The following is a 25,838-nucleotide window of genomic DNA, read 5'->3' on the forward strand; positions in this document are numbered from 1 at the left end:
GGCATGCGCAACGGGAGCGGGACGCGACAGACGGTACAGGCGGAACGGAGCCGCAATGCCTCCCAGGACTCCTGCCGTATACGGAGATGTTGGGGGCATTTTCTCGCACCGGCGGCCCGATGCGACGGCATCGATTATCATGTCGCTTTTGAAACATCCGAGGAAAGGACATATGCGTATGAGCGTCGGCATATTGAGTGCGATTCACGGACCAGCCGACGTGCATGCCCTCGACGCCGCGGAGCTTCCGGCGCTGTGCGGTGAGATCCGCACGACGCTGGTGAGGTACGGCCATGTCCACGGCGGGCACATCGGATCGAACCTCGGCATGGTCGAGGCCACTGTCGCCCTGCACCGCGTATTCGACTCGCCTCGCGACCGCATCGTATTCGACGTGTCGCATCAAAGCTACGTGCATAAGATGCTGACAGGCCGCGCCGACGCGTATCTCGACCCGGCGCATCATGACTCGGTGACGGGTTTCACCAATCCCGCCGAATCCGCCCATGACCAGTTCGTGCTCGGGCACACCGGCACGTCGATTTCCCTGGCGTGCGGCCTGGCGAAGAGCCGTGACCTGACGGGCGGCATGGACGGCGGCAGCGGCATACGCAATGTGATCGCCGTGATCGGCGATGGCTCGCTCAGTTCCGCCATCGCGTTCGAGGGGCTGAACAACGCCGCCGAACAGGGCGGCAACCTCATCATCATCGTGAACGACAACGAGATGTCGATCGCGGAGGATCACGGCGGCATGTATGGCACGCTCACCCGTCTGCGCGCTACCGGCGGCAAGGGTGGGCCGAACCTGTTCATGGCGTTCGGACTGGACTACCGGTATGTCGAGGCCGGCAATGACGTGTTCGCTCTGATCGAGGCGTTCGAACAGGTCAAGGACACCGATCATCCGGTCGTCGTGCACATCCACACGCGCAAGGGTCTGGGATTGCCGCCCGCCAAGGAATCCGCGGAAGCCCGCGACTCCGGGATTCCCATGGAGGGTGACGCCGCGGTCGCCGCCGAGGACTCGATGGTCTTCGAAGGACGACATGAGGCGAACCATTGGCAGGATCCCGACAGCACGACCGGGCGGCCTTTGGGAGCGCGCAAGCATTACGGGAGCATGGCGATGGCGGCATTGGAACCGCGGTTCGCCACGGAACCTGGACTGGTGGTCATCTCCCCCGCGACGCCGGGTTCGAACGGCATCACCCGCGCGTTCCGGGAACGGGCCGGACGGCACTACGTCGATACCGGCATCGCCGAAGAGCACGCCGTGGCGTTCGCCTCGGGCATCGCACGGGCCGGCGGACGACCGGTGCTGGCCACTTCCGCGACGTTCTTCCAGCGCACGTTCGACCAGTTGCAGCAGGAGCTGTCGCTGAACGGCACCCCAGTGACGCTGCTCGACTTCGGCGGCGGACTGTCCGGAGCCGACAACACGCATTCGGGCGTATTCGACATCGCTATGTTCGGCAACATCCCCGGGCTGACCTGCCTGGCACCGACCAGCGGCCGCGCGTTCCTCGACATGCTCGCCTGGTCGACGAGCCAGAGCAACACCTCTCCGGTCGTCATCCGGGTGCCGGGCGACACGATTCTCAACCGGGAGCGCTCGGGCGACTTGCCCGGCGACGCGCAGGACGTCACGGACATGGGCTCCGCGGACGATACGTGCAGTAATGCGTGCAGCGAAAAGACCACGGCCGATGGAACAGCCACCTGCCCGTGGTCCCGTTACCGCACGATTCGCCGCGGCACGACTGTGGCGGTCCTGGCATTGGGCAACACGCTGCCGTTGGGATGGCGCGTGGTCGAGGCTCTGGCTTCGGATGTCCGGCATCCCCTTGATGCCACACTGATCGATCCGCAGCAGTTCTCCACGCTGGATGCCGCGACGCTGACCGAGCTGACCGGGTGCCACCGCATCATCGTGACGCTGGAGGATGGACAGCTCGAAGGCGGCTGGGGAGACAAGGTCACCGCCTTCTACGCCAATGCCGGGCTGCGCGACATGCGCGTGCTGAATTTCGGCGCGGCGAAGGAGTTCACCGATCGCGTGCCGCTCGACGCGCTCAACGAGCGTTATGGCATGACCGTCGGCAACATCACCGCGCGCATCCGCAGCGAGAGCCGAGGCTGAAAGCCGCGCTTATCAGGCCCCGTCAGGCCCACAAGGACGTCGAAAAGGAACAGAAAGCCCGTTGGAACCTTATTGATTCCAACGGGCTTCACCGTGACCCCGGACGGGCTCGAACCGTCGACCTTGAGATTAGAAGTCACATGCTCTATCCAGCTGAGCTACGGGGCCGAACAACGAAAGAACAGTGTACCATCACCGCGGCACGTTCAGGGATATGTGTCCGCGGGCGGCGCGGCAAGTCATATCCGCCGCCCCCTCACCAGTGGTCGGGAACCACTGCGCCGCAGTCGGGGCAGCATCCGTCGGATCCGATGCGGTCGGACAGTATCGCGTACCAGTCGCGCACGATCAGGCTCGCCCCGCACGCCGGGCAGAATGTGGTGTCCGCTCCAGCAGCGCGTAGGCGAGGGCGGCGACCGAACCGGAGTACACGTATCCGGCATGCGGCACAATCACCGCCTTCGGAGCCCCCTGCGGCAGACGCGGCGCGAGGGACGACACCAGTCTGCGCGCATGGTTCATCTGCCGGTCAATCATGGCCTGCAGTTCGCCGGCGTTGGCCGGATAGAACGCGCCGGCTACGGCGGCCGGGCGGACGGTGCCGGCCTCCTTGCCGGAATCGGAAACAACCATCATCATGACGCCTCCTCACATCTATCTCCATCGTAGCCTCGCGCGGCGTCAACGGCTACGGGGACGTGGCCGGCCCTGCACGACTCCCCGCACGAGCCGCGGACGGAACCGGCATCTCCTGTTGCGTCGCTAAGTGCGCGCCGAAACGACGAGTACGCGAACATAGGAACGCAAATGATCCTGTTTGCGTATCAAAGTGCGCACGGTCGTCGTTTCGGCGCGCACTTAGGGACGCAAACCGGCCGACAACGTCGCGCAGGCCGCGCGCGAACACCACATGGCGGCCAAGCCTCCACCCCCGCAAGGCCCTAATGCGGCCAAATACGCCGAACTGCGCTGATTTTCGATGATGATTCAGCGTGTCTCCTCGCAACGTTACTATCAGACTATGGGGAATGACACAGGACGAATGCCGGCCGCGGCGAACGACGGCTCGGGCGGCAGTACGGCCGGCGGCAGCCCGGACGCCGCCCCCTATGCCACACCCTCTTTCGCGCACGGCATCGTTCCGTTCGACCATGAGATCTCATCGAACCAGCATCTGACGTTCTCATACGCCGAGCAATCATTCGCCTCAGCGAACATCCCGTGGGATCCGGATCATGACGCGCTGCATCTCAAGGAGCGCGGCATGTTCACCAACACCGCGCTGATCATCTCCGACCAATGCCCGTTCACCATCAAATGCGCGACGTTCGACGGCGACGTCAAGGCACCCATCAGCGAGCGCATCGAACTGAGCGGCTCCATGATCAGACAGCTCAATGACGCCATGACGTTCCTGAACGGGCACAACAGACGCGACGACGGCCGCCAATGCCCACCGGACGCGCTGCGCGAGGCGCTGGTCAACGCCGTGCTGCATCGCGACTACGCATTCCCCGGCCCGACTCTGGTCAACATCTTCCCAAGCCGCGTCGAGATCGTGTCACTGGGTGGGCTGATGGACGGCATCGAGATCAACGACCTGCTCAACGGCATCAGCCAGCCGAGGAACCCCCGGCTGGCCGAACTGTTCACCAGACTGGGATTCAGCGAGAATTACGGCACCGGGATCCGCCGCATCATGGAGGAATACGACGAGGCCTCCGACAACCCGCAGATCCGCGTGGGCACGTCCTCGGTGGTGATGGTGCTGCCGTTGCCGTCGCAGCCGTCGCCGGGTGGATCGCGCACGCGCGGCGACGCCACAAAGGGCGGCTCCGCACAAGGCGCCGACGGGCACGACGCCGCCCAAGGCCACGCGAAGATGTACGCATTCCCCACCATCATGACGACGGCCACCAGCGATCCGACCGTGGCTCTGGCCGGCACACGCGTCATCGGGTGCGTCCCCGTGCGCCTGTCGGACGGGTCGGCGCTGCGCACGTCGCCGCTCATCGCGCCGGGACGCATCGCATCTCCCGCGGCAACCGCCCAACTGCCGCCGAACGCCGGACAGACGCTCGAAGAAGTGACCCTGCACTGCATCGCACAGGCCGGCGTGCCGTTGAGCCGCCAGCAGATAGCCGACAATCTCGGCGCGACCAAGAACCAGATGACGTACGTGCTGCATCATCTGGTCGAGCAGGGTCTGGTCCTCAAACGCGGCAGATCCCGGGCCACGCGCTACAGCATGCCCTGACGCGGGCGCCGGCGGAGACTCCCCCACCGAAAATTCAATTTCCGTTCATCTGCGCTCCAACCGCAGGCAGTCATCCCCTCAACTCGGCACAGTAGTCTCAAGACTGGTTCCGAAACAAGGAGATAGTACCGTGCAATCCTCGGTGGGCGTTCGCGAACGCATCGATCATGTGTATCCTTCCCTGCGCCCGGCGGAACAGGCGGTCGCACGATACGTGCGTTCCCACCTTGACGAGGCCGCGGGGCTGACGGTCGGCCAGCTCGCAGAAATCTCCCGGGTCAGTCAGCCCACCGTCATCCGTTTCGCCCGCAAACTGGGCTTCGGCGGATACCGTGAGCTGCGATACGTGCTGCGCCACCCGCAGGAGGAACGCTCGGTGACCTTCGACCCGCTCGAAGGCTTCGACCTCAATCCGTGGGACAATCCCGACGATGTGCCGGGCAAGGCCATGACCCGGGCGAAGACGCTCATCGACGAGCTGCATTCGGCCATGGACGGCAAGGCGCTGCACAAGGCGACGACGCTGCTGGCGCAATCGAGGATGATCGACATCTACGGCGTGGAGAACTCCATGTCTCCGGCGCTCGACCTGTGCACCAAACTCACTTATCTGGGACTGCAATGCCGGTTCAACGCCGACGCCTACCTGCAGCAGATCGGCGCGGGGCATCTGACGAAGGACGACACGGCCATCGCGTTCTCTCACTCCGGCAGCTCCGCCGACACCGTGAAAGCGCTGAAACTCGCCAAATCCGCCGGCGCGCACACCATCGCTGTCACCAACAACACCGGCACCCCGCTGGCCAACTGGGCCGACGTGACGCTGCTCACCGGTCGCGGCGACATGGCGATTTATGGCAACGCCATCTTCTCGCGCGTGGCGCACAGCATCACCGTCGACATGCTGTACATGAGCGTGATCCTCAGCGATTACGGCCGATTCTCCACCGAGCTCGACCGTTCCGGCCGCATCATCGCCGACCGCGAGTTCCGCGGCTGACCGCCATCATCCGCATATCCGCAAGGTTCCATAAGACTGCACAACACACGCAAGGTTCCATGAAGGCTCGCGTGGGGCTCCGTGACGCCCAGCCCATTCCACCCCCCCGCAAACTACAGAACTACGTGCATCAGCCGTAATCGAACTCGTTGTTCACTCTCCTTTCCCCCAACTTTCCACCAGATCGGAATCCGGCCGCCCCGCGGGAGCCGATGATGGAATCACGGCGAGAAGTTCGTCCGTGACACAACTGAACACCGGACGGGATGCCATAGGCATCACACGCAATGGCGCCGCATCAGGCGGCGCGACGGAAGGCAAGCGACGAAATATGCTCGACTCAGCCGACGGTGTTACCGTAGACCTGCGCTTGCAGGTCCTTGCGAGAGGTCTCCAATTTGGTGATTTCGCCGAGCAGTTCCAGTTTTTCCGAGCCTTCGGGCATGCCGGCCATGCGCCGGCGCGCCGCGGCGATGCGCCGCATGTATCCCATGTCCAGAAGACGGGCCAACAGTTCGGCGGCGTACCGGGTCTCGGCGGGGCTCGCCGGACGCAGCTGCACGGCCGCCGCATTGGCAGCGCCCGGCACGCCGGATCCGGCGACGGCCCGATCCTGATCTGACGGAGGCAGGGGCAGCTGCAGCACCGCGAGCTCATTGATCACCGTCGTCAGCGTCAATCCGCCGGCCTTGTTGAGATTATGCATCCACAACCCCTGCGGCGCATCATCCGGCGGCAATCCGCCCGCGGCCTGAATGGCGAGGAACAACGCGCGGAACACTGGGGCGACGAACGAGTCCTCGTTGAGCGACGCGAACATCGTGCGGTTGATGGCACGCGGAATCTGAATCAGCGTGGCCATGAACTGCTGCTCGCAGATGAACACCGCATCGTCGATGCGGAAATACGACTGCTCTGTGGCAGCTCGATGCTCCAACGCCCGGCGTTCGGCCGGATTCGCATACGGATCCGAGCCGGGCTCGACACGAGGCTGGCCTGCGCCCTCGCCGTTGCCCGCGCCGAAACGACGCCGGGGCGAATAGGCGTCCTCGTCGCGCACATGCAGCTGGCCGTGCGCCGAACGCACCTCGCGCTGCATGATGTCCAGATCCACCCCGATGCGGCGCGTCGCCTTGCGTGCATACAGGTCACGCTGCGAACGATCGCGAATCTGGGCGATGAGCGGCGCCACGGCCTTCACCGCGCCCATCTGCCCGGTGGCATACGTGGTGTCGAACCGGCCGATCGCGGCATCGATCACAAAATCATACAACGGCTTCGCATGCTCGATCAGCGAGCGCACCGCCTGATCGCCACGGTTGATGCGCAGATCGCACGGGTCGAGATTGTCGTCGGCAACGGCGACGAACGTCTGCGACAGGAACGCCGAATCCAATCCGAACGCGTGCAGCGCGGCCTTCTGCCCCGCGGCATCGCCATCGAACGTGAACACGATGCGCGAGCTCAATGCCTGCCCGGGAACGTTCAGCGGGCCGACCAGCTGCACCGCGCCCAGCGAATCATCGGCGACCAGCCGCCGCACGATCTTCGCGTGCTCGGCGCCAAACGCCGTGCCGCAGGTCGCCACCGCCGTATCGATGCCGGCCAGATGCATCGCCATGACATCGGTGTAACCTTCGACGATGACGACCTGACGCTTCTTCACGATGGACGACTTCGCCAAGTCGATGCCGTACAGCACCTGCGTCTTACGGTACAGCTGGGTGTCCGGCGTGTTGATGTACTTCGCGGCGATCTGATCGTCGTCATACAGCTTGCGCGCGCCAAAGCCGAGCGTACGTCCGGTCGAATCACGAATCGGCCATGTGGCGCGGCCGCGGAAATAGTCGTACACGCCGCGCTGCCCCTGCCTCGCAAGCCCGGCGTCAAGCATCTCCTGCTGCGTGAATCCCTTGGACGCAAGATAGCGAACCAGATTGTCCCACCCCTGAGGCGCGTACCCGCAGCCGAAACGCTCGCAGTCCGCCCGGCTGAAATTGCGTCCGCCGAGCAGCTTGCGCGCGGCCAGAGCCTCCTTGCTCATGATCTGCGACATGAAAAAACGCTGAGCCTCCTCGTTGGCCTCGATCAGCCTGGCCCGCTTCGACCCGGAATGCTCGGTGCGCCCACCGGAATTCTCGTAATGCAGCTCGATATGGTATTTATCGGCGAGAAGCTCCACCGCCTCGCGGAAATCGATGTTCTCCTGATGCTCAACGTAGCCGAACACGTCGCCGCCGAGACCGCAGCCGAAACAATGCCACACGCCCAGCGCAGGCCGCACGGAGAAACTCGGCGTCTTCTCGTCATGGAACGGGCACAGGCCGACGAACGTGCCGGTGCCGGAAGGCCGCAGCGTCACGCTCGCGGACACGATGTCGTACAGGTCCGCGGCGGCGCGCACCTTCTCCACGTCTTCCTTCAGAATCATTCCAGCCATAGCCCACCAGTCTAACGTCAGCCGTGCCTGAGGCCGCCGCGGCCGTCACAAGATCGAATGCAACGCAAGGGCGGAGCTGTCGGTGAGGGAGGCCACCTGGTCGACCGCGACGCGCAGGCGCTCTCCGTCGTTCGTCGCCTCGTCCCAATCCTGCAGGAGCACGGCCTCCAGCGCACTGGAAGGGCGCGGAGAATCGGCCATGAGCACGTCGATGAGATCGTTGATGATCTGGCGTTCCTCCTGGTGGAACGGCTCGTGCTCGCGAGGAGCCATCACGAAGTACACGGCGATGCCCTTGAGCGCCACGATTTCGTAGCTGGTCTCCTCGGGGATCACCACGTTCGCCGAATACCGGGTCAGAGGCCCGTCGCCGTACGTGTCGCGGGTCGCGTTCTCCACCGACCATGCGAAGCGTCCGATCAGGTCCGAGGTGATGTTCTTCAGTTGCGCCAGCGCCTGGCGCGACCCGTCGAAGTGGTCGGGGAACATGCGCAGCCGCCGCAGCCTTCCGAACGCCCGCTCCAGCTCGTCGGCATCCCATTTCGAGCCGTACCATGAGCGCGTCGCCTCGATGATGCAGCCGATCATTCGCGGGTCGGCGAGCACCAGTGGGTTGAACGCGCCGGTCGCTATGGCGTCCTCGACGTCGTGGACGCTATAGGCGATGTCGTCGGACAGGTCCATGACCTGGCATTCCATGGGTTTGCGGGCTTCGGGAGCTCCTGTCTTCAGCCAGCGGAACACGTCCTCGTCATCCGGGTACACGCAGAACTTCACGCCGCGGCCACCGTCGTACTTGGCCGCTTCGGCGAGGGTCCACGGGTATTTGACGGCCGCGTCCAGCGAAGCCCTGGTCAGGTTCACGCCGGCCGACCGGCCGTCGGAGTGGAAGACCTTCGGCTCCAGCCGGGTGAGCAGGCGCAGCGTCTGCGCGTTGCCTTCGAATCCGCCGATGCCGGCGGCGATGTCGGCGAGCGCCCGTTCGCCGTTATGGCCGAAAGGCGGGTGACCAAGATCATGGCACAGGCACGCGCAATCGACCACATCCGGGTCGCATCCGAGCATGGCTCCGACCTGCCGTCCGATCTGGGCGACCTCAAGCGTGTGGGTGAGCCTGGTGCGGGCGAAATCGTCGGTGCCCGCGACGAGGATCTGCGTCTTCGCGCCGAGCCTGCGCAGCGCCGACGAGTGCACGACACGGGCGCGGTCGCGCTCGAAGGCAGTGCGCGATTTCGACTTCGGCGGCTCGCCCGCCCAGCGCTGCTCGTCGAATGCGGTGTACCCCTCCCCTGCTGGTATGCGTTCGCCGCTGTCCTCGGATTTCATGGGACCTCCCTTGCCGTCGCCACGTTCCGGTATCCAGTTTAGCAAAGGGTTCCTTGGACGGAGCCGGTCACGCCGTCCTCGCAATGCGTGCAATGTACGCGACGCGCGGCGGGTCTACAGCAGGCTCGCCGGATCGAGCTTGGCGAGGTCCGCGGCAGGCAGCACGTCGGCGGCATGCAGGTAGAGCCTCGGGATGCGATTGCGCAGACAGGTGAACACCTCGTAGCTAATCGTGTCGGCGGCGCGCGCCCAGTCGTCGGCGGTCGGCTCGCCGTATTGCTCACCGCGACCGGGTCCGAACAACTCCACGGTGTCGCCCTCATGGACGCCAAGCTCGGCGGCCGACCCGTGCAGGTCGACGATGAACTGGTCCATGCACACGCGACCGCACACGTGCAGCAGGCGCGGGCCGGCGCTGGTCATCACACGCACGGGACCGCCGGCCTTCTCGACATGCTTGGCGCCCTGCATGTCGAAGCCGGAGGCGGAACGGTGGATGCCGTCGGCGTAGCCGAGGGGCACGATGGCGGTGCTGGTGTTGTCGGGCGTCAGGTACGTGCGACCGTATGAGACGCCGTGCCCGGCCTCCACGTCCTTGACCGTACCGAGCTGCGCCTGCAATGTCATGGCGGGCTTCAGATGCCAGTCACGCGGCGTGCCCATCGCCGGGTCGGGCTCGTAGCCGTACAGGCCGATGCCCGGACGGGTCAGTTCGAAATGAATCTCGGAACGGTTGAGCGTGGCCGCGGTGTTTGCCAGATGGCGTATTTCGGGCGCGATGCCCGCGGCTTCCATGCGACGGGTGAATTCCGTGAACGATTCGATCTGCCGGTCGGTGGAGGCGACGAATTCAGGCACATCCGGCGAGTCGGCGACCGCCAGATGGCTCCACTGGCCGACGATGTGCAGCACGCCCTCATGCGCAAGCGGCACCAGCTTGGCAAGGGCCGCGTCGAATCCGGCCGGCGTGAAGCCGTTGCGGCCGAAGCCGGAGTCGACCTTGACATGCACGCGTGCGGGTTTGCCGAGCCGGCGCGCGGCGTCGGCGAGCGCGTCGATGCCCGCCAGCGAGCCGACGGAGATGTCGATGTCGTTGTCGATCAGCTCGTCGAACGGCACATCCATGCCGTTGTACACCCATGTCAGAATGCGGCAGCGATCCGGGCCGATGCCGAGTTTGCGCAGCAGCAGCGCCTCATGCGATTGCGCGGTGCCCAGCCAGGTCGCGCCGCCCGCGAGCGCCGCCAGCGCGGCCGGCAGCAGACCGTGCCCGTAGGCGTCCGCCTTGACCACGCCCATCACCGCCGTGCCGGAATGCGGGCCGCCCACCACATCGACCAAGTGGGCCATGTTGTCCCTCAACGTGGCCAGGTCGACGATCGCCTGCGCGGGGTACCGGCGTCGCGCCGCCCGGTAGTTGGCTTCGCCAGCCGGGGATGAAAACTGCAATTCGGATGCTGCGTTCAAAGTCATGGCTCTTATTGTGGCGCGGCATGATGACGAATGCCGGAGCGCGTCGCATGACGGCACGAATCCGACCTCAGCCGGCAGCGGCGTTGTCCGGCGCATTGCCGTATGCTGTACGACGCATATTCGCGGCGTCCGCGGTCGACCGCCGCCGCATCAGATTCCCGGCGTTGAGGCGTGCCGGGGTCCCGGAACGCCGTCCGGTACAGCCCAATCCATTCCATATATTGAGAGAAGACCATGGATCTGTTTCGCAAGAAATCGGTGGATCAGCTTGTCGCCGAATCCACCCCGCTCAAACGCACGATGCACACGTTCGACCTGACGATGCTGGGCATCGGAGCGATCATCGGCACCGGCATCTTCGTACTCACCGGCAAGGGCGCGCTGACCGCCGGCCCGGCGTTGATGGTGTCGTTCCTGCTGGCCGCGGTCTGCTGCGGCTTCGCCGGCCTGTGCTATGCCGAATTCGCGTCGATGGCGCCGGTTTCCGGCTCGGCATACTCGTACGCCTATCTCGCGTTCGGGGAACTGATCGCGTTCATGATCGGCTGGGACCTGATTCTGGAGTACGCGCTGCAGGCGGCCACGGTGTCCGCCGGATGGAGCGGCTATTTCAACAAGCTGCTCGAAGGGTTCGGACTGCATCTGCCGGTCGAGCTGACCGCCGCGTACGGCACCAACCCCAATACGACCACATACTTCAATCTTCCCGGTTTCGTGATCGTGCTGCTCATCACCTGGGTGCTGTCGATCGGCATCAACCAGACGAAGAAGGCCAACGACATCATGGTGCTCATCAAGCTCGCGATCATCGTGTTGTTCATCGTATGCGTCATCTGGTATGTCAACCCGTCCAACTGGAAGCCGTTCGCGCCGTACGGCATCTACCAGTTCCAGCCCGGTTCGACGCAGCCGTATGGCATCGTGCCGGCCGCGTCGATCGTGTTCTTCAGCTTCATCGGCTTCGACGCGGTGTCGTCGTCGGCCGAGGAGACCGTCAACCCGAACAGGACGCTGCCGCGTGGCATCCTGTATTCGCTGGTCATCTCCACGATCCTGTACATCGTGATGACGCTCATCATGACCGGTGTGGTGCCGTATGAGCAGTTCGCGCAGTTCATCGACGCGCCGGTGGCCGGCGTGATCCTGAAGACCGGCATGAACTGGCTGGCGGTGATCGTCAACCTCGGCGCGCTGATCGGCATGACCACGGTGATGCTGGTGCAGCTGTACGGCCAGTCGCGCATCTGCTACGCGATGAGCCGTGACGGCCTGTTCCCGAAGTTCTTCGGCGACGTGCATGACAAGTACCGCACCCCGTTCAAGGGGACGTGGTTCTTCGGACTGTTGACCGCGTTCGCGGGCGGCTTCATCAACATCAACGTGCTGTTCGAGCTGGTGAACATCGGTACGCTGTCCGCGTTCATCATTGTGTCGGCCGGCGTGATGTGGATGCGCAGGACCCAGCCGGACGCGCATCGCGGGTTCCGCGCTCCGGGCGTGCCGTTCACACCGATTCTGGCAATCGCATTCTGCATGGTGCTGATCGCCGGTCTCAATTGGGAGACCTGGGTGCGGTTCGCGGTCTGGTTCGGCCTGGGACTGATCGTCTACTTCGCCTACAGCCGCAAGCGCTCCAAGCTGAACGCATCCGACGCGGAATAACGTGCTCCCGCTGGCAGGGGCTGTCGCGAAGCAACTGGGGGTGGTCTTCACGGCCAGTAGTGCATCAGACCACCCTCGGTCTCGCTGCGCGCGACAGCTCCCGCCAGCGGGAGCACGTTCGGCGACTGAGGAGCAACGCAGGCGACGCGCCGTTGTTTCGTGCCGGGCGTTACCACTCGTGACGCTGGTATGCGATCCTTGTCGTATCGGTGGGCCGGTCAAGCAGCTGTATCAGGCCGCAGCGGGCGAATCCGCTGGTTTCGAGGACGTGCTGCATGGCCTTGTTGTTGGGGTGGGTGTCGGCGCGGACGTTGCCGTAATGCTTGAGGGCCCAGGCGATGCAGTCGCGGGCGGCATGCTTGACGAGGCCGGAGGACGCGATGCGGTGGATGGTGACGTAGGAATCGTCGTCGAGCCAGGCGCCGTCGATGTGATGGTAGGTGGGGTCTTCGCCGGGGCATAGCGCGAATTGCGCGAGGATGCGCTCGTGTCCGCCCACTTCGTCGACGAGCAGCATGGCGCGTCGCTGCGCGATGTCGTCGCGTACGACGTCGTCTTTGGGGAAGGTGTCGCCCCATTGGGTGGGGTTGCCGTTGCGTGCCATCAGCTCGCGGGCGCGCGCGTAGTTCTTCTGCATGTGCGGGTAGTCGCGCATGGTCGCGTGTCGGAATCGCCGCTGGGAAGCACTGTCAGTCACCGGTCACCTCATGTTCGTGTGTTGGACAACTGGCCGTAAGGCTATCATGGGCACTCGTCCGATTGGAGTGCATGTGCCGTTTATCGGAAGTCGTTATGATGAGGGCGGCACCGGTCCGATACCGATGCCGCCCTCATCCCATAACCCGGACCAATGCCGGGAATACGGCTGTGTCGGCCAGTCCCAGTCTCAGACGACCTTGCGCTCGAACGGGTCGGAGCTGATGCCCTTGGCGAGGATGTCCTTGCACCACTCCTTGGCGGTGAACAGGCTGTGGTCACGGTAGTTGCCGCAGCTTTCGATGGTCGTGGCGGGAACGTCGTCCCACGTGGCCTTATATGCGATGAATTCCAGCGATTCCTTGAGGGCGCGGGCCACATCCTCGGTGGAGTGCGTGCCCCAGGTCAGCAGGTGGAAGCCGGTGCGGCAGCCGAACGGAGAGCAGTCGATGTAGCCGGGGATGCGTTCGCGCAGCAGCACGGCGATGGTGTGCTCGATGGTGTGCAGGCCTGCGGTCGGAATCGCGTTCTCGTTGGGCTGTACCAGACGCAGGTCATAGTTGGAGATCACGTCGCCGTTGGGGCCGGTCTCTGTGTCGATGTAACGCACGTACGGCGCCTTGACCTTCGTGTGATCCAGCTGGAAACTTTCGACAATCGGCTTTTCTTCTGCCATCGCAGACTCCTTTTGCTCGATATGACGCCGGCGCGTACGACCGTTAGCCGGCATTCCATCGACCATTGTCTCACTATCGCGCGCGTCTCGCCGCATTCTTGGCTATAGGCGTTCCTCATATACGGCATATACGGCACGAGGCGAGTTCGGTGCGCTGTAACGGCGCTGTCAATCGTCGAAGCCGGCGATGGCCTCCATGAATCGCTTGCCGTATTTGGCCAGCTTGCTGTCACCCACGCCGTTGACGGCGAGGAACTGCGCGTCGGTGATGGGGCGGAGACGGGCCATGTCGCGCAGCGTGCGATCGTTGAACACCATGTATGGGGGTAGGCTGTTCTCGCGGGCGATGGACAGACGCAGTTCGCGCAGTTTCTGGAACAACGTCTCGTTCTCGTCGTCGGGGGCGTACGAGCCCAATGCCGGGCCGTCCGACGCCGCGGATTTCGAACTGGAATCGGTCCGTGACGTCACGCCCGTTCCGGCGCCGGCGGCCTTGCGCTCGACCCGTTTGATCTCATATCGGAATTCGGGCGCGACCGTTTCCGCCGCGCGCTGCCCGAAGCCGACGATCGGCAGCCGCCCTTCGGCGATGGAGAGGAATCCGTCGGTGGCCATCTGGCTGAGCACGTCGCGGATTCGGGCTTCGGGCGCATCGTGCAGACGACCGTAGCTCGGGCACCTGTCAAGATGCCGCGCGATGAGGTCCTTTGCCTTGGAGCCGCGCAGTATCGCCACGATTTTCCCCGAGCCGAGGCCTTGGCGCACGGGGCCGCACGTCGGTCGCCCCTGATCGTCGTAATCGTACATGGCATCGTGCACGCATCGGCTGATTGACCGCGCGATGTCGGTCACGTCAAGGGTTTCGAACGTGCTGTCGCAATTCGTGCAACCGCCCGTGCATGTGCCGGTTCTTGGCGTGCTCTCGCCGAAGTAGCGGGTCATGTAGACGTGCAGGCAGTCGGTGGTACGGCAGTAGCCGATCATGCCGTCCAGCAGACGGCGCTTGCTCATGCGCACGGTCTCGCGCTCTTCCGGGGTCAGCCGTTCGTTGTCGTTATCCATGTCGAGCAGGCGCCGACGGGTGACGATGTCGGATTCGTTCCACAGCAGTGTGCATCGGCTCGGCTCCCCGTCTCGGCCGGCGCGACCGGCTTCCTGATAGTATGCCTCGATGCTTTCCGGCATGTTGTGGTGGATGACGTAGCGGACGTTCGACTTGTCGATGCCCATGCCGAACGCATTGGTGGCAACGACTACCGGCACGGCGTCGGTGACGAAGTCGCGTTGCGCCTGGTTGCGTACGTCGGCCGGCATTCCGCCGTGGTAGGCGACCGCGACGGGGCCATCGCGCATGACGGAATCTGCCGCACTGCCGCCCGCCGCTCCGCGCAACGCCGGCACGGTGTGGTTGAGGGCCGCGGCGAGTGCCTCCGTCTCCTTGCGCGTGGCGCAGTAGACGATGCCGGATTCGTCCGGATGCTCGGCTACGTATCGTGCGACCCATGCCGCCTTGTATTTGGTCTCGATCTTGAGCACATCGAAGTACAGGTTCTCCCGGTCGAATCCGGTGACGGTGACTTGCGGGGCGTTGAGCCCCAGGATACCGATGATGTCGCGGCGGACGCGCTCGGTGGCGGTGGCGGTGAACGCGGCTACGGTCGGCCGGGCCGGCAGGCCGGCGATGAACTCGCCGATGCTGAGGTACGACGAACGGAAATCCTGTCCCCATTGCGACACGCAGTGGGCTTCGTCGACGGCCACCAGCGAGATCGGCACGCGTGTGGCGAAGTTGCGGAACCGTTCAGTTTCCAGTCGTTCGGGGGCCACATACAGCAGTTTGATGTCGCCTTGCGCGGCCTGCGCCAGCACCATGGCCTGCTCGTCGCCGCCCTGGGTGGTGTTGACGTATGCGGCCGGGATGCCGGCGTCGTTGAGCGCGTCTACCTGGTCACGCATCAGGGAGATCAGCGGGGAGATGACGATGGTGACGCCGGGCAGCAACGTGGCCGGAATCTGGTAGCACACGGATTTTCCAGCGCCGGTCGGCATCACGCCGAGCACGTCGCGCCCGGCGAGGATCGCGTCGACGAGCCCTGACTGCCCCGGTCGGAACGAGTCATAGCCGAAATACCGTTTGAGCGCCCCCAGCGCCGCCGCCTGATCTGTCATGCCTCCCAACATTACCGCATTCCGGCCACCGCTCCTTCGAGTACAGCGTCGGGACTGCCTCTCTCCCCCTCTCTTTCCTTCTCCGTCGTCCCAAAAGCGTCGCTAAGTGCGCGCCGAAACGACAAGTGCGCGCACTTATGGACGCAAACCGGGCCTTGCATGCATGCCCGTCGGCGTGCCGCCGAATCAGATGGCGGCGAAGGCCTGCTCCAGGTCGGCGATCAGGTCGTCGGCACCTTCGATGCCGACGGACAGGCGCACCAGATTCGCGGGCACCTCCAGCGTGGTACCGGCCACTGAGGCGTGGGTCATCGCGCCCGGGTGCTCGATCAGGCTCTCCACTCCGCCCAGCGACTCGGCGAGCGTGAAGATCTGCGTGGCGCCGGCGAACCGCTTGGCCGCCTCGAAACCGGCCGCGAGCTGCACGGAAATCATGCCGCCGAAGCCGCCGTGCATCTGACGGGCGGCAATCTCGTGACCCGGGTGGGATTCCAGTCCCGGGTACCACACGCGCTCCACTTCCGGACGGGTTTCCAGCCATTGCGCGATCTTCAGCGCGTTTTCGCTGTGGCGCTGCACTCGCACGGCCAGGGTCTTCAGGCCGCGGATGTCCAGCCACGAGTCGAACGGGGATGGCACCGCGCCGGCGGCGTTCTGCAGGAACGCGACCGCGTCGCGGGTTTCTTCGTCGTTGAGCACGATCGCGCCGCCGACCACATCGGAATGCCCGCCGATGTACTTGGTGGTCGAATACACGACCGCGTCGGCACCATCGTCGAGCGGATGCTGCAGCACCGGGGAAGCGAACGTGTTGTCCACCATGACCTTGGTGCCGTGCCGATGCGCGACGTCGGCGGTCGCGGCGATGTCGGTGATGTTGAGCAGCGGGTTGGAGGGCGTCTCCACCCAGATGTACCGGTATTGCTTGGCTTCAAGCGCGGCGGCGACGGCGGCAGTGTCGGTGATGTCGACCACGTCGAGCCCGATGCCCCACGGCACGAACACCTTGGCGAGCAGACGGTAGGTGCCGCCGTACACGTCGTTGCCGAGCAGGATGTTGTCGCCCGGCTTCAGCGTGGCCCGCAGCAGCACGTCAATCGCGGCAAGTCCGGAAGAGAAGCTCAGCGCGTATTTCGCGCCTTCGACGGCGGCGAGCTGCGCGTCGAAGCTGTTTCGCGTGGGGTTGACGGACCGGCTGTAATCGTAACCGTTACGCAGTCCGCCCACACCGTCCTGCTTGAACGTGGAGGTCATGTAGATCGGCGTGACGACGGCGCCGGTGGTCGGGTCGGGCTCCTGCCCGGCGTGGATGGCACGGGTGGCGAGCGTGGTGTTGGCGAGGGCTGCGGCGTTGGTGGAGATGGTGATGGTCATGATGGTTGTTTCCTTATATTGCAGTTTGCTGTATTGATTCGATATTGAAATATTGAAGTTCGGGTTCGCGGACGCGGTTCAGAAGGGGCTTTGGCCGGGCCTTACAGGTACTGTTCGGCAAGTGATGGCCTGGAGGTCCGCTCGACGATGTCGCCATAGCCGTTCTCGCGCATCCAGTCGTCGTTGAAGATCTTTTCCAGATAGCTGCGGCCGGAGTCCGGCAGCAGCACGACGACTACCTGATTGCTGTCCAGATCGTGCTCACGCGCGTATTTCAGGGCGCTGACGACGGCCATGCCGGACGAGCCGCCGACGAGCAGTCCTTCCTCCGCGGCCAGGCGACGTGTCATCTCGAACGCCTCGCGATCGGTGACCTGCACGATATCGTCGGTGATGTTCCGGTCGAACGCCTTCGGGTAGAAGTCCTCCCCCACGCCTTCGATGTCGTATTGGTGCACGTCGCTCGGGTCGGAGTAGATGGAGCCTTCCGGATCGGAGCCCACGACCGTGACCGCGCCGTCAGAAACCTCCTTGAGGTATTTGCCGGTGCCTGAGATCGTGCCGCCGGTGCCGATGCCGGCCACGAAATGCGTGACCTTGTGGTCGGTGGCTTCCCAGATCTCGGGGCCGGTGGTGTAGTAGTGGCTCAACGGTCCGTTGGGGTTGTCGTACTGGTTCGGGCGGAATCCTCCGGGAATCGTGTTGGCAAGGCGCTCGGCGACCTGATAGTAGGAGCGCGGGTCGTCGGGGCCCGCATCGGTGGGGGTGACGACGACTTCGGCGCCGTATGCGCGCAGCACGGCACGCTTGGATTCGGAGACTTTGTCTGGCAGCGTGAAGATCGTACGGTAGCCGCGCTGCTGTGCGACGAGCGCGAGCCCGACGCCGGTGTTGCCGGAGGTCGGTTCGACTATCACACCGCCGGGCTTGAGTTGTCCGGAGCGTTCGGCGGCGTCGATGATGCGCTCCGCGATGCGGTCCTTGGAGGATCCACCGGGATTGAAATACTCCACTTTGACGGCGATGGTCGCCTTGATGCCGTCAGTGACGTGATGAAGCTTTACGAGTGGCGTGTTGCCGATGAGTTCGGAAAGACTGTTGTGAATGGTCATCGTGGATCCTGTTTCCTTCTGCGTTTCGATTGGTGCGTTATTCGGTTTCGTATACCGGGCAGATGGGTTGAACGCAGTTGAAACAGGTGGATGGTGATCGTCGATGATGGTGTTGGTCTTTGCCGTCCCGTTGTATGACCTGCTACAGATATTGTTGTGCCAATCATGCGACATCGGGGAATCATCAAGAATGAACCGTATTTCAAGTATGCGTCGTCAACCGTTCGCCCGCAGGCGTCGGTCAGCGACAACAACATGAAAGATACGTCATGCCTGACATAGTATCAGCATCTCAGAAAGACACGCGACAGCGCATCCACAATGTGATATCAGATGACTGCCGTCATTGCGCTAGCCCATAAATTGCATAGCGGCGTGAGTGGACCCATCGAATGTCATTTCGACGAATCCACTCACGTACCGGCTAGTCTTTCACCTGTTCGTACACTTGCGCAGGTGTCAGCTCTGATGGAAGCTCATCCCCCGAATCTACGTTGACTCGCTCAAATACCGGCTGCCATGCATCAGAAGCGTTACCATGTTGAGACCGCAAAACGTTCCACGATTGTTGCGTATCGTCGGTCACTCGGTATACGCCGGCAGTCGCACCGGTCACATAGTACTGAGATGACTGTTCTCCAGGCAAATCGGTCGGCGTAAGAAACAACATGACCACGTCACCGGTCTGCAGCAGAGTCTCCGCGCTCCCCTGCTCCGCGGAACCAGTCTGACGTACAATAATGCTGCCACTGTTGACGGTTCCCTTAAGCGTCTGCGAGACCTTCACGTCAAGTAACGTGAAATCAGTAATATCATCAATATCCCGAATCACGGAAGTTCTCGATATTTCTCCGGTAATAATCAGGGGACTATCGTCCTCAAGTTCTACCATGGATTCATAAATGCGTACCCGCGACTGAGAAGCATCCGGCTTGGGAACATTAGATTGTGCCGCTGTCTGACCGCAACCCGCGCACGTAAACATCAACACTACCAACCCCATAAGGGTCGTTAGCCATCTAATCCTTGAAATCTTCTTCATCGTGTCACCTCAATATCTACTGTTAATACCTTTGATATCATCTGACGTGAGATATCTGACACCATTGTTGTAAGCGTCAGATGCACTCTTGTACATCACTGTATTGATCGTAGAATGCCCCAATCCCCAACAATGAGAAAACTCATGAAGCCAAAGCACTCTCATGCGGGCAACCGGGTAAGATGACTTCATATAATAGGTATTTACACGCGAAACCGCGTCTTTAGTATACCCGGACGCTAAAAATGTATAGGCCGATTGTCCTTCCCACCCATTCTTGCCGAAATTCTGAGAAGTTGCCTGCCAAACCATCCGCGTTCCGGTCGAGAATCCAACTTTCGTTGCTGAATTAATATTGGAGACAGCCTGCTTGGCCGAAGTCAAGTAATTGCCTTTCACCGTGGCCATAAGCATTACAACCTGGTTCTTATTGAGCCAATGACTCTTGCTATAAGAATAGGCACTCGCGACTGGCACCATGCTCATCAAAAATAAGAATGACAATAGCGTTGATACTAAACTTATTGGCCACTTCCTGCAGCGTTGCAGCTTAGACATCTTCGCACCTTTCTGATAAGAACGGAAAGTTACAGAGACAGGATTTATATCCGTGAAGTAGCAACACAGCAACCTATGCTGTTATTAATTTATAATACTCGATTTATAAGAAGAAAGCAAAAACATACACAAGAAGGACCCCCGGGGGTTGTTGCCTCGTCCGGGGGTCCTTGTCGTGTGGTGCGGCGGCGTGCTACTCTCCCACACCCTGTCGGGTGCAGTACCATCGCCGTGCCAGGCCTTAGCTTCCGGGTTCGGAATGGGACCGGGCGTCTCTCCTGGGCCATGGCCGCCGCAAATCTTGGGTTATCGGCCGGGAAACAGGGGTTTCCCGCCGGCGTGTGGCGGTTCGGGGACCGGACAATGGACGCGATTCGTTGCTGTTGACTGATCGTGCGCGTGTGAGGACCGTGCTCCCTGTGCGCCTTCGCGGGGCCCTGCCGGGTCCTGCGCCACACACCCTCGCGGGCGTGTGGATGTGGGTTGCCTCTCGACCATTAGTACCGGTCGGCTCCACCCCTCGCGGGGCTTCCACGTCCGGCCTATCGACCACGTGTTCTGCATGGGGTCTTCAGCGGCTCGGGGCCGCATGGAATCCTTATCTTGGAGAAGGCTTCCCGCTTAGATGCTTTCAGCGGTTATCCCTTCCGAACGTAGCCAACCGGCCGCGCCACTGGCGTGACGACCGGCATACCAGAGGTTCGTCCACCCAGGTCCTCTCGTACTATGGGCAGGCCTCCTCAAGATTCCAACGAGCGCAGAGGATAGAGACCAAACTGTCTCACGACGTTCTGAACCCAGCTCGCGTGCCGCTTTGATCGGCGAACAGCCGAACCCTTGGGACCTGCTCCAGCCCCAGGATGCGACGAGCCGACATCGAGGTGCCAAACCATCCCGTCGATATGGACTCTTGGGAATGATCAGCCTGTTATCCCCGGGGTACCTTTTATCCGTTGAGCGATGCCGCGCCCGTGCGCCGGCACCGGATCACTATCTCCGACTTTCGTCCCTGCTCGATCCGTCGATCTCGCAGTCAAGCCCGCTTGTGCGATTACACTCGACACCCGATTGCCAACCGGGCCGAGCGGACCTTTGAGCGCCTCCGTTACTCTTTGGGAGGCAACCGCCCCAGTTGAACTACCCGCCAGGCACTGTCCCTGAACAGGATGACTGTTCGAGGTTAGACATCAAACGAGAACAGAGCGGTATTTCACCTTGCGGCTCCGCGGATGCTGGCGCACCCGCCTCGAAGCCTCCCGCCTATGCTACACAATCCGCGCCTAATGCCAATACCAAGGTATAGTAAAGGTCCCGGGGTCTTTTCGTCCTTCTGCGCTTAACGAGCATCTTTACTCGTACTGCAATTTCGCCGAGCTCCTGGTCGAGACAGTGGGGAAGTCGTTACGCCATTCGTGCAGGTCGGAACTTACCCGACAAGGAATTTCGCTACCTTAGGATGGTTATAGTTACCACCGCCGTTTACCGGGGCTTGAATTCACCGCTTCGCAGAAAGCTGACGGATCCTCTTAACCTTCCGGCACCGGGCAGGCGTCAGAGCGTATACAGCGGCTTGCGCCTTCGCACGCTCCTGTGTTTTTGGTAAACAGTCGCTACCCCCTGGCCTGTGCCACCCCCCGCCGCTCATCACCGCAGGGGGTCTCCCTTATGCCGAAGGCACGGGAGCAATTTGCCGAGTTCCTTGACCAGGATTCGCTCGATCGCTTTGGTATTCTCTACCTGACCACCAGTGTCGGTTTGGGGTACGGGCGGCAACGCGCCTGACGCCGAAGCTTTTCTCGGCACCACGGATCACCGGATTCGGGCCGTAAGGCCCCCATCATCACGCCTCGCCCCGATGCCCCGCGGATTTGCCTGCGGGACGGGCTCGAACGCTTGACCACGGAAAACCACCTCCGCGGCCGGCTGCCCTGATGCGTCACTCCTGCGCTGACCTACTACGAGGGGGGATCCCAACGCGCCCGCGCCGCGACCCCCCGAAAGGGGAGACGGCACGGACCCGGAGGTTAGCGCCCCAGGCCTCGGTTGTTTCGGTTCGCTGCCGGTACGGGAATATCAGCCCGTTCATCCATTCGACTACGCCTGTCGGCCTCGCCTTAGGACCCGACTCACCCGGGGACGACGAACGTGGCCCCGGAACCCTTGGTCATCCAGCGGGCGGGATTCGCACCCGCCTCTCGCTACTCATGTCTGCATTCTCACTCCCCAACGGTCCACGGCAGGCTTGCGCCGCCGCTTCGCCCCGATGGGGACGCTCTCCTACCCAGCATCCAAACGGACGCTGCCGCGTCTTCGGTGGCGTGCTTGAGCCCCGCTACATTGTCGGCGCGGAACCACTAGACCAGTGAGCTGTTACGCACTCTTTCAAGGGTGGCTGCTTCTGAGCCAACCTCCTGGCTGTCTATGCGACTCCACATCCTTTCCCACTTAGCACGCGCTTGGGGACCTTAGACGACGATCTGGGCTGTCTCCCTTTCGACGACGGAGCTTATCCCCCGCCGACTCACTGCCGGGATACGCGTCACGGGTATTCGGAGTTTGGCTGCTGTCGGTACCCGATACGGGCCCTCAAGCATCCAGTAGCTCTACCCCCCGGACGTAATCCCCGACGCTGCACCTAAATGCATTTCGGAGAGAACCAGCTATCACGGAATTTGATTGGCCTTTCACCCCTAACCCCAAGTCATCCCCCCGGTTTTCAACCCAGGTGGGTTCGGTCCTCCACGCGGTCTTACCCGCGCTTCAACCTGCTCAGGGCTAGATCATCCCGCTTCGGGTCCAGGACACGCGACTCAAACGCCTTTTGAGACTCGCCTTCGCTACGCGTACCCCACACGGGTTACGCTCGCCACGTGCCACTGACTCGCAGACTCATTTTTCGATAGGCACGCCGTCACCCCGAAAGGCTCCGACGGTTTGTAAGCGCACGGTTTCAGAGACTGTTTCACTCCCCTCCCGGGGTGCTTTTCACCTTTCCCTCACGGTACTAGTTCGCTATCGGTCAGACAGGTATATCTAGGCTTACCCCACGGTCGGGGCGGATTCACACGGGATTCCACGAGTCCCGCGCTACTTGGGAAACACGATCCGGAGACGACGCGCGTTCGGCTACGGGGCCATCACCCTCTGCGGCCCGGCATTCAATCCGGTTCGCCTCACACGCCGTTTTATCACTCCGGCCGGGCCCGCCAGGACCCGGACACACGCTCCCTCAACACCACGCGCGCAACGGCTGGCGCCTGTCACACGCGCGCGGTTTGGCCTGATCCGCTTTCGCTCGCCACTACTCACGGAACATCCTTTCCTGCAGGTACTGAGATGTTTCACTTCCCTGCGTACCCCCCGCGCGAACGCGGTGCCGGCCCATGACGGCCGGCGGGTTCCCCCATTCGGAAATCCTCGGATCAAAGCCCTGCTGGCGGCTCCCCGAGGCATATCGCAGCCTCAAACGTCCTTCATCGGTACTGTCTGCCAAGGCATCCACCATACGCCCTTGCAAGCAACCCGCACGACCCATCCGGGAACGGCGGGAAACCGCAAGCCCACGGCAAAAACTCCGCTGGCAACACAAATCATCACACAAATGATCACACACAAAACGATCAAACACCAGACTCCGAAGAGTCCGGCGAAATCAACAGCAGAAGACACCCCCGAAAGGGCGTCCCCTGCTCGCGTCCACTATCCAGTTCTCAAACCACCACGCACCCGCACGCGAGCCCACCCACCCCACCAGGGGACGGGCGACCGGCACGGGGCACGGAACACCAGCCACGCCAAACGGCGCGGGGTGGCGGTCCGGGAACCCAAAAGCATGCCCGCACCACTCCTGGACGCACCGCACGACCGGCACGCCCGAAGGCCGACTCCACTCTTCCACACCAGCAACCCCCACACACCCGGCACATCCGGGGCAAGGGGGCACACACCGGCCACCAGACAGTGGCCTGAAATCTCCGTAGAAAGGAGGTGATCCAGCCGCACCTTCCGGTACGGCTACCTTGTTACGACTTAGTCCCAATCACGAGCCTCACCTTAGACGGCTCCATCCCACAAGGGGTTAGGCCACCGGCTTCGGGTGCTGCCCACTTTCATGACTTGACGGGCGGTGTGTACAAGGCCCGGGAACGCATTCACCGCGGCGTTGCTGATCCGCGATTACTAGCGACTCCGCCTTCACGGAGCCGGGTTGCAGGCTCCGATCCGAACTGAGACCGGTTTTCAGGGATCCGCTCCATGTCGCCATGTCGCATCCCGCTGTACCGGCCATTGTAGCATGCGTGAAGCCCTGGACGTAAGGGGCATGATGATCTGACGTCATCCCCACCTTCCTCCGAGTTAACCCCGGCGGTCCCCCGTGAGTTCCCACCATAACGTGCTGGCAACACGGGGCGAGGGTTGCGCTCGTTGCGGGACTTAACCCAACATCTCACGACACGAGCTGACGACGACCATGCACCACCTGTGAACCCGCCCCGAAGGGAAACGCCATCTCTGGCGTCGTCGGGAACATGTCAAGCCCAGGTAAGGTTCTTCGCGTTGCATCGAATTAATCCGCATGCTCCGCCGCTTGTGCGGGCCCCCGTCAATTTCTTTGAGTTTTAGCCTTGCGGCCGTACTCCCCAGGCGGGACGCTTAACGCGTTAGCTCCGACACGGAACACGTGGAACGTGCCCCACATCCAGCGTCCACCGTTTACGGCGTGGACTACCAGGGTATCTAATCCTGTTCGCTCCCCACGCTTTCGCTCCTCAGCGTCAGTGACGGCCCAGAGACCTGCCTTCGCCATCGGTGTTCTTCCCGATATCTACACATTCCACCGTTACACCGGGAATTCCAGTCTCCCCTACCGCACTCCAGCCCGCCCGTACCCGGCGCAGATCCACCGTTAAGCGATGGACTTTCACACCGGACGCGACGAGCCGCCTACGAGCCCTTTACGCCCAATAAATCCGGATAACGCTTGCGCCCTACGTATTACCGCGGCTGCTGGCACGTAGTTAGCCGGCGCTTATTCGAAAGGTACACTCACCCGAAGGCTTGCTCCCAAACAAAAGAGGTTTACAACCCGAAGGCCTCCATCCCTCACGCGGCGTCGCTGCATCAGGCTTGCGCCCATTGTGCAATATTCCCCACTGCTGCCTCCCGTAGGAGTCTGGGCCGTATCTCAGTCCCAATGTGGCCGGTCGCCCTCTCAGGCCGGCTACCCGTCGAAGCCTTGGTGAGCCGTTACCTCACCAACAAGCTGATAGGACGCGACCCCATCCCACGCCGATAGAATCTTTCCCACAATCACATGCGATCATGTGGAACATCCGGCATTACCACCCGTTTCCAGGAGCTATTCCGGAGCATGGGGCAGGTCGGTCACGCATTACTCACCCGTTCGCCACTCTCACCACCAAGCAAGCTTGATGGATCCCGTTCGACTTGCATGTGTTAAGCACGCCGCCAGCGTTCATCCTGAGCCAGAATCGAACCCTCCACAAAAAAAACGAAAGGGAACCATTGATGACCCCAAAAATTGACGCGACTTCTTAATAAGGAAAAGAAGTCCGCACGAAAAACCCCGGCCCCCATCAAGCGCCCTCGCGCACCCACGGGCAAACACCCGCAGGCGGGAACCGGACTGGCATAAAATCAACCAAAAAAGTAGTACAAACACACTCTTGAGTTCTCAAACCACCACACATCAACAAGCTTCGTTCTCAGGAGGAGAAGTCCGCCGTGCTGAGCAGCAAGAGATAAACATACACGGGATGGGCGAACAACGCAAACCGATGGGCGCAGGAAAGCTAGGAACCGTTGCAATGACGCGGTTCCTTCGGCGTGTCGCAAAAGCCTGTTTTTGGCCTTCTGATACCAGAATAGACCTCGAATACCGCTCCACAC

Annotated in this window: 15 protein-coding genes, 1 tRNA gene and 3 rRNA genes; 4 read left to right on the forward strand and 15 right to left on the reverse strand. The window is 62.5% G+C overall.

Annotated elements, in window-relative coordinates; genetic code table 11:
• The first annotated feature begins 178 nt into the window (after positions 1-178).
• Complete coding sequence (locus BBBF_RS06595; protein WP_013363722.1) at positions 179-2,143, forward strand: 1-deoxy-D-xylulose-5-phosphate synthase; 1,965 nt, start codon at positions 179-181, stop codon at positions 2,141-2,143.
• A gap of 94 nt (positions 2,144-2,237) precedes the next feature.
• Here the strand turns inward: BBBF_RS06595 and BBBF_RS06600 are convergent.
• A tRNA-Arg gene (locus tag BBBF_RS06600) sits at positions 2,238-2,311 on the reverse strand.
• A gap of 180 nt (positions 2,312-2,491) precedes the next feature.
• Positions 2,492-2,782 carry an AmmeMemoRadiSam system protein B gene (amrB, locus tag BBBF_RS06605; protein ID WP_003813955.1) on the reverse strand — a complete coding sequence of 97 codons (291 nt, stop codon included), beginning with the start codon at positions 2,780-2,782 and terminating at the stop codon, positions 2,492-2,494.
• A gap of 403 nt (positions 2,783-3,185) precedes the next feature.
• Here amrB and BBBF_RS06610 point away from each other — a divergent pair, with 403 nt between their 5' ends.
• Positions 3,186-4,400 carry an ATP-binding protein gene (locus BBBF_RS06610; RefSeq protein ID WP_013363723.1) on the forward strand — a complete coding sequence of 405 codons (1,215 nt, stop codon included), beginning with the start codon at positions 3,186-3,188 and terminating at the stop codon, positions 4,398-4,400.
• Positions 4,401-4,530: 130 nt separating this feature from the next.
• Complete coding sequence (locus BBBF_RS06615; protein ID WP_013363724.1) at positions 4,531-5,400, forward strand: MurR/RpiR family transcriptional regulator; 870 nt, start codon at positions 4,531-4,533, stop codon at positions 5,398-5,400.
• 340 nt (positions 5,401-5,740) lie between these two features.
• Here the strand turns inward: BBBF_RS06615 and dnaG are convergent, their stop codons facing one another.
• The 3 genes from dnaG to alr all read right to left on the reverse strand — a co-directional run bounded on the left by dnaG (position 5,741) and on the right by alr (position 10,639).
• Positions 5,741-7,840, reverse strand: a complete 2,100-nt coding sequence (dnaG, locus tag BBBF_RS06620; RefSeq protein ID WP_017143522.1) for a DNA primase — start codon at positions 7,838-7,840, stop codon at positions 5,741-5,743.
• A 45-nt stretch (positions 7,841-7,885) separates the two neighbouring features.
• Positions 7,886-9,166, reverse strand: coding sequence for a deoxyguanosinetriphosphate triphosphohydrolase (locus BBBF_RS06625; RefSeq protein ID WP_021648646.1), 1,281 nt, complete (start codon positions 9,164-9,166; stop codon positions 7,886-7,888).
• Positions 9,167-9,280: 114 nt separating this feature from the next.
• Entirely contained in the window at positions 9,281-10,639 is a 1,359-nt protein-coding gene (alr, locus tag BBBF_RS06630) for an alanine racemase (protein WP_021648647.1), read from the reverse strand.
• 234 nt (positions 10,640-10,873) lie between these two features.
• Between alr and BBBF_RS06635 the strand changes: the two genes are divergently transcribed.
• The gene (locus BBBF_RS06635; protein WP_021648649.1) at positions 10,874-12,301 is read left to right on the forward strand and encodes an APC family permease; all 1,428 of its coding nucleotides are present in this window, start codon (positions 10,874-10,876) and stop codon (positions 12,299-12,301) included.
• A 169-nt stretch (positions 12,302-12,470) separates the two neighbouring features.
• Here BBBF_RS06635 and BBBF_RS06640 read toward each other — a convergent pair whose 3' ends face one another.
• The 10 genes from BBBF_RS06640 to BBBF_RS06680 all read right to left on the reverse strand — a co-directional run bounded on the left by BBBF_RS06640 (position 12,471) and on the right by BBBF_RS06680 (position 25,436).
• The gene (locus BBBF_RS06640; protein ID WP_003817915.1) at positions 12,471-12,956 is read right to left on the reverse strand and encodes a GNAT family N-acetyltransferase; all 486 of its coding nucleotides are present in this window, start codon (positions 12,954-12,956) and stop codon (positions 12,471-12,473) included.
• Between the two features lie 231 nt (positions 12,957-13,187).
• Positions 13,188-13,673, reverse strand: a complete 486-nt coding sequence (locus BBBF_RS06645; RefSeq protein WP_003813970.1) for an S-ribosylhomocysteine lyase — start codon at positions 13,671-13,673, stop codon at positions 13,188-13,190.
• A 168-nt stretch (positions 13,674-13,841) separates the two neighbouring features.
• Positions 13,842-15,842 carry a RecQ family ATP-dependent DNA helicase gene (locus BBBF_RS06650; RefSeq protein ID WP_033509939.1) on the reverse strand — a complete coding sequence of 667 codons (2,001 nt, stop codon included), beginning with the start codon at positions 15,840-15,842 and terminating at the stop codon, positions 13,842-13,844.
• A gap of 186 nt (positions 15,843-16,028) precedes the next feature.
• Positions 16,029-17,216 carry a cystathionine gamma-synthase gene (locus BBBF_RS06655; RefSeq protein ID WP_021648652.1) on the reverse strand — a complete coding sequence of 396 codons (1,188 nt, stop codon included), beginning with the start codon at positions 17,214-17,216 and terminating at the stop codon, positions 16,029-16,031.
• Between the two features lie 101 nt (positions 17,217-17,317).
• On the reverse strand, positions 17,318-18,328 hold the full coding sequence (locus BBBF_RS06660; RefSeq protein WP_013363729.1) for a pyridoxal-phosphate dependent enzyme: 1,011 nt from the start codon (positions 18,326-18,328) through the stop codon (positions 17,318-17,320).
• Between the two features lie 424 nt (positions 18,329-18,752).
• Complete coding sequence (locus BBBF_RS06665; RefSeq protein WP_021648653.1) at positions 18,753-19,220, reverse strand: hypothetical protein; 468 nt, start codon at positions 19,218-19,220, stop codon at positions 18,753-18,755.
• Between the two features lie 159 nt (positions 19,221-19,379).
• Complete coding sequence (locus BBBF_RS09620; RefSeq protein ID WP_080545182.1) at positions 19,380-19,928, reverse strand: matrixin family metalloprotease; 549 nt, start codon at positions 19,926-19,928, stop codon at positions 19,380-19,382.
• A 180-nt stretch (positions 19,929-20,108) separates the two neighbouring features.
• A 5S ribosomal RNA gene (rrf, locus tag BBBF_RS06670) occupies positions 20,109-20,225 on the reverse strand.
• A gap of 180 nt (positions 20,226-20,405) precedes the next feature.
• Positions 20,406-23,453, reverse strand: a 23S ribosomal RNA gene (locus BBBF_RS06675).
• Positions 23,454-23,908: 455 nt separating this feature from the next.
• Positions 23,909-25,436: ribosomal RNA gene (locus tag BBBF_RS06680) — 16S ribosomal RNA — on the reverse strand.
• Together the 16S, 23S and 5S rRNA genes form the textbook arrangement of a ribosomal RNA operon.
• Between the last annotated feature and the right edge of the window lie 402 nt (positions 25,437-25,838).

This window comes from Bifidobacterium bifidum ATCC 29521 = JCM 1255 = DSM 20456 (assembly GCF_001025135.1).
Taxonomy (GTDB): Bacteria; Actinomycetota; Actinomycetes; order Actinomycetales; family Bifidobacteriaceae; genus Bifidobacterium; species Bifidobacterium bifidum.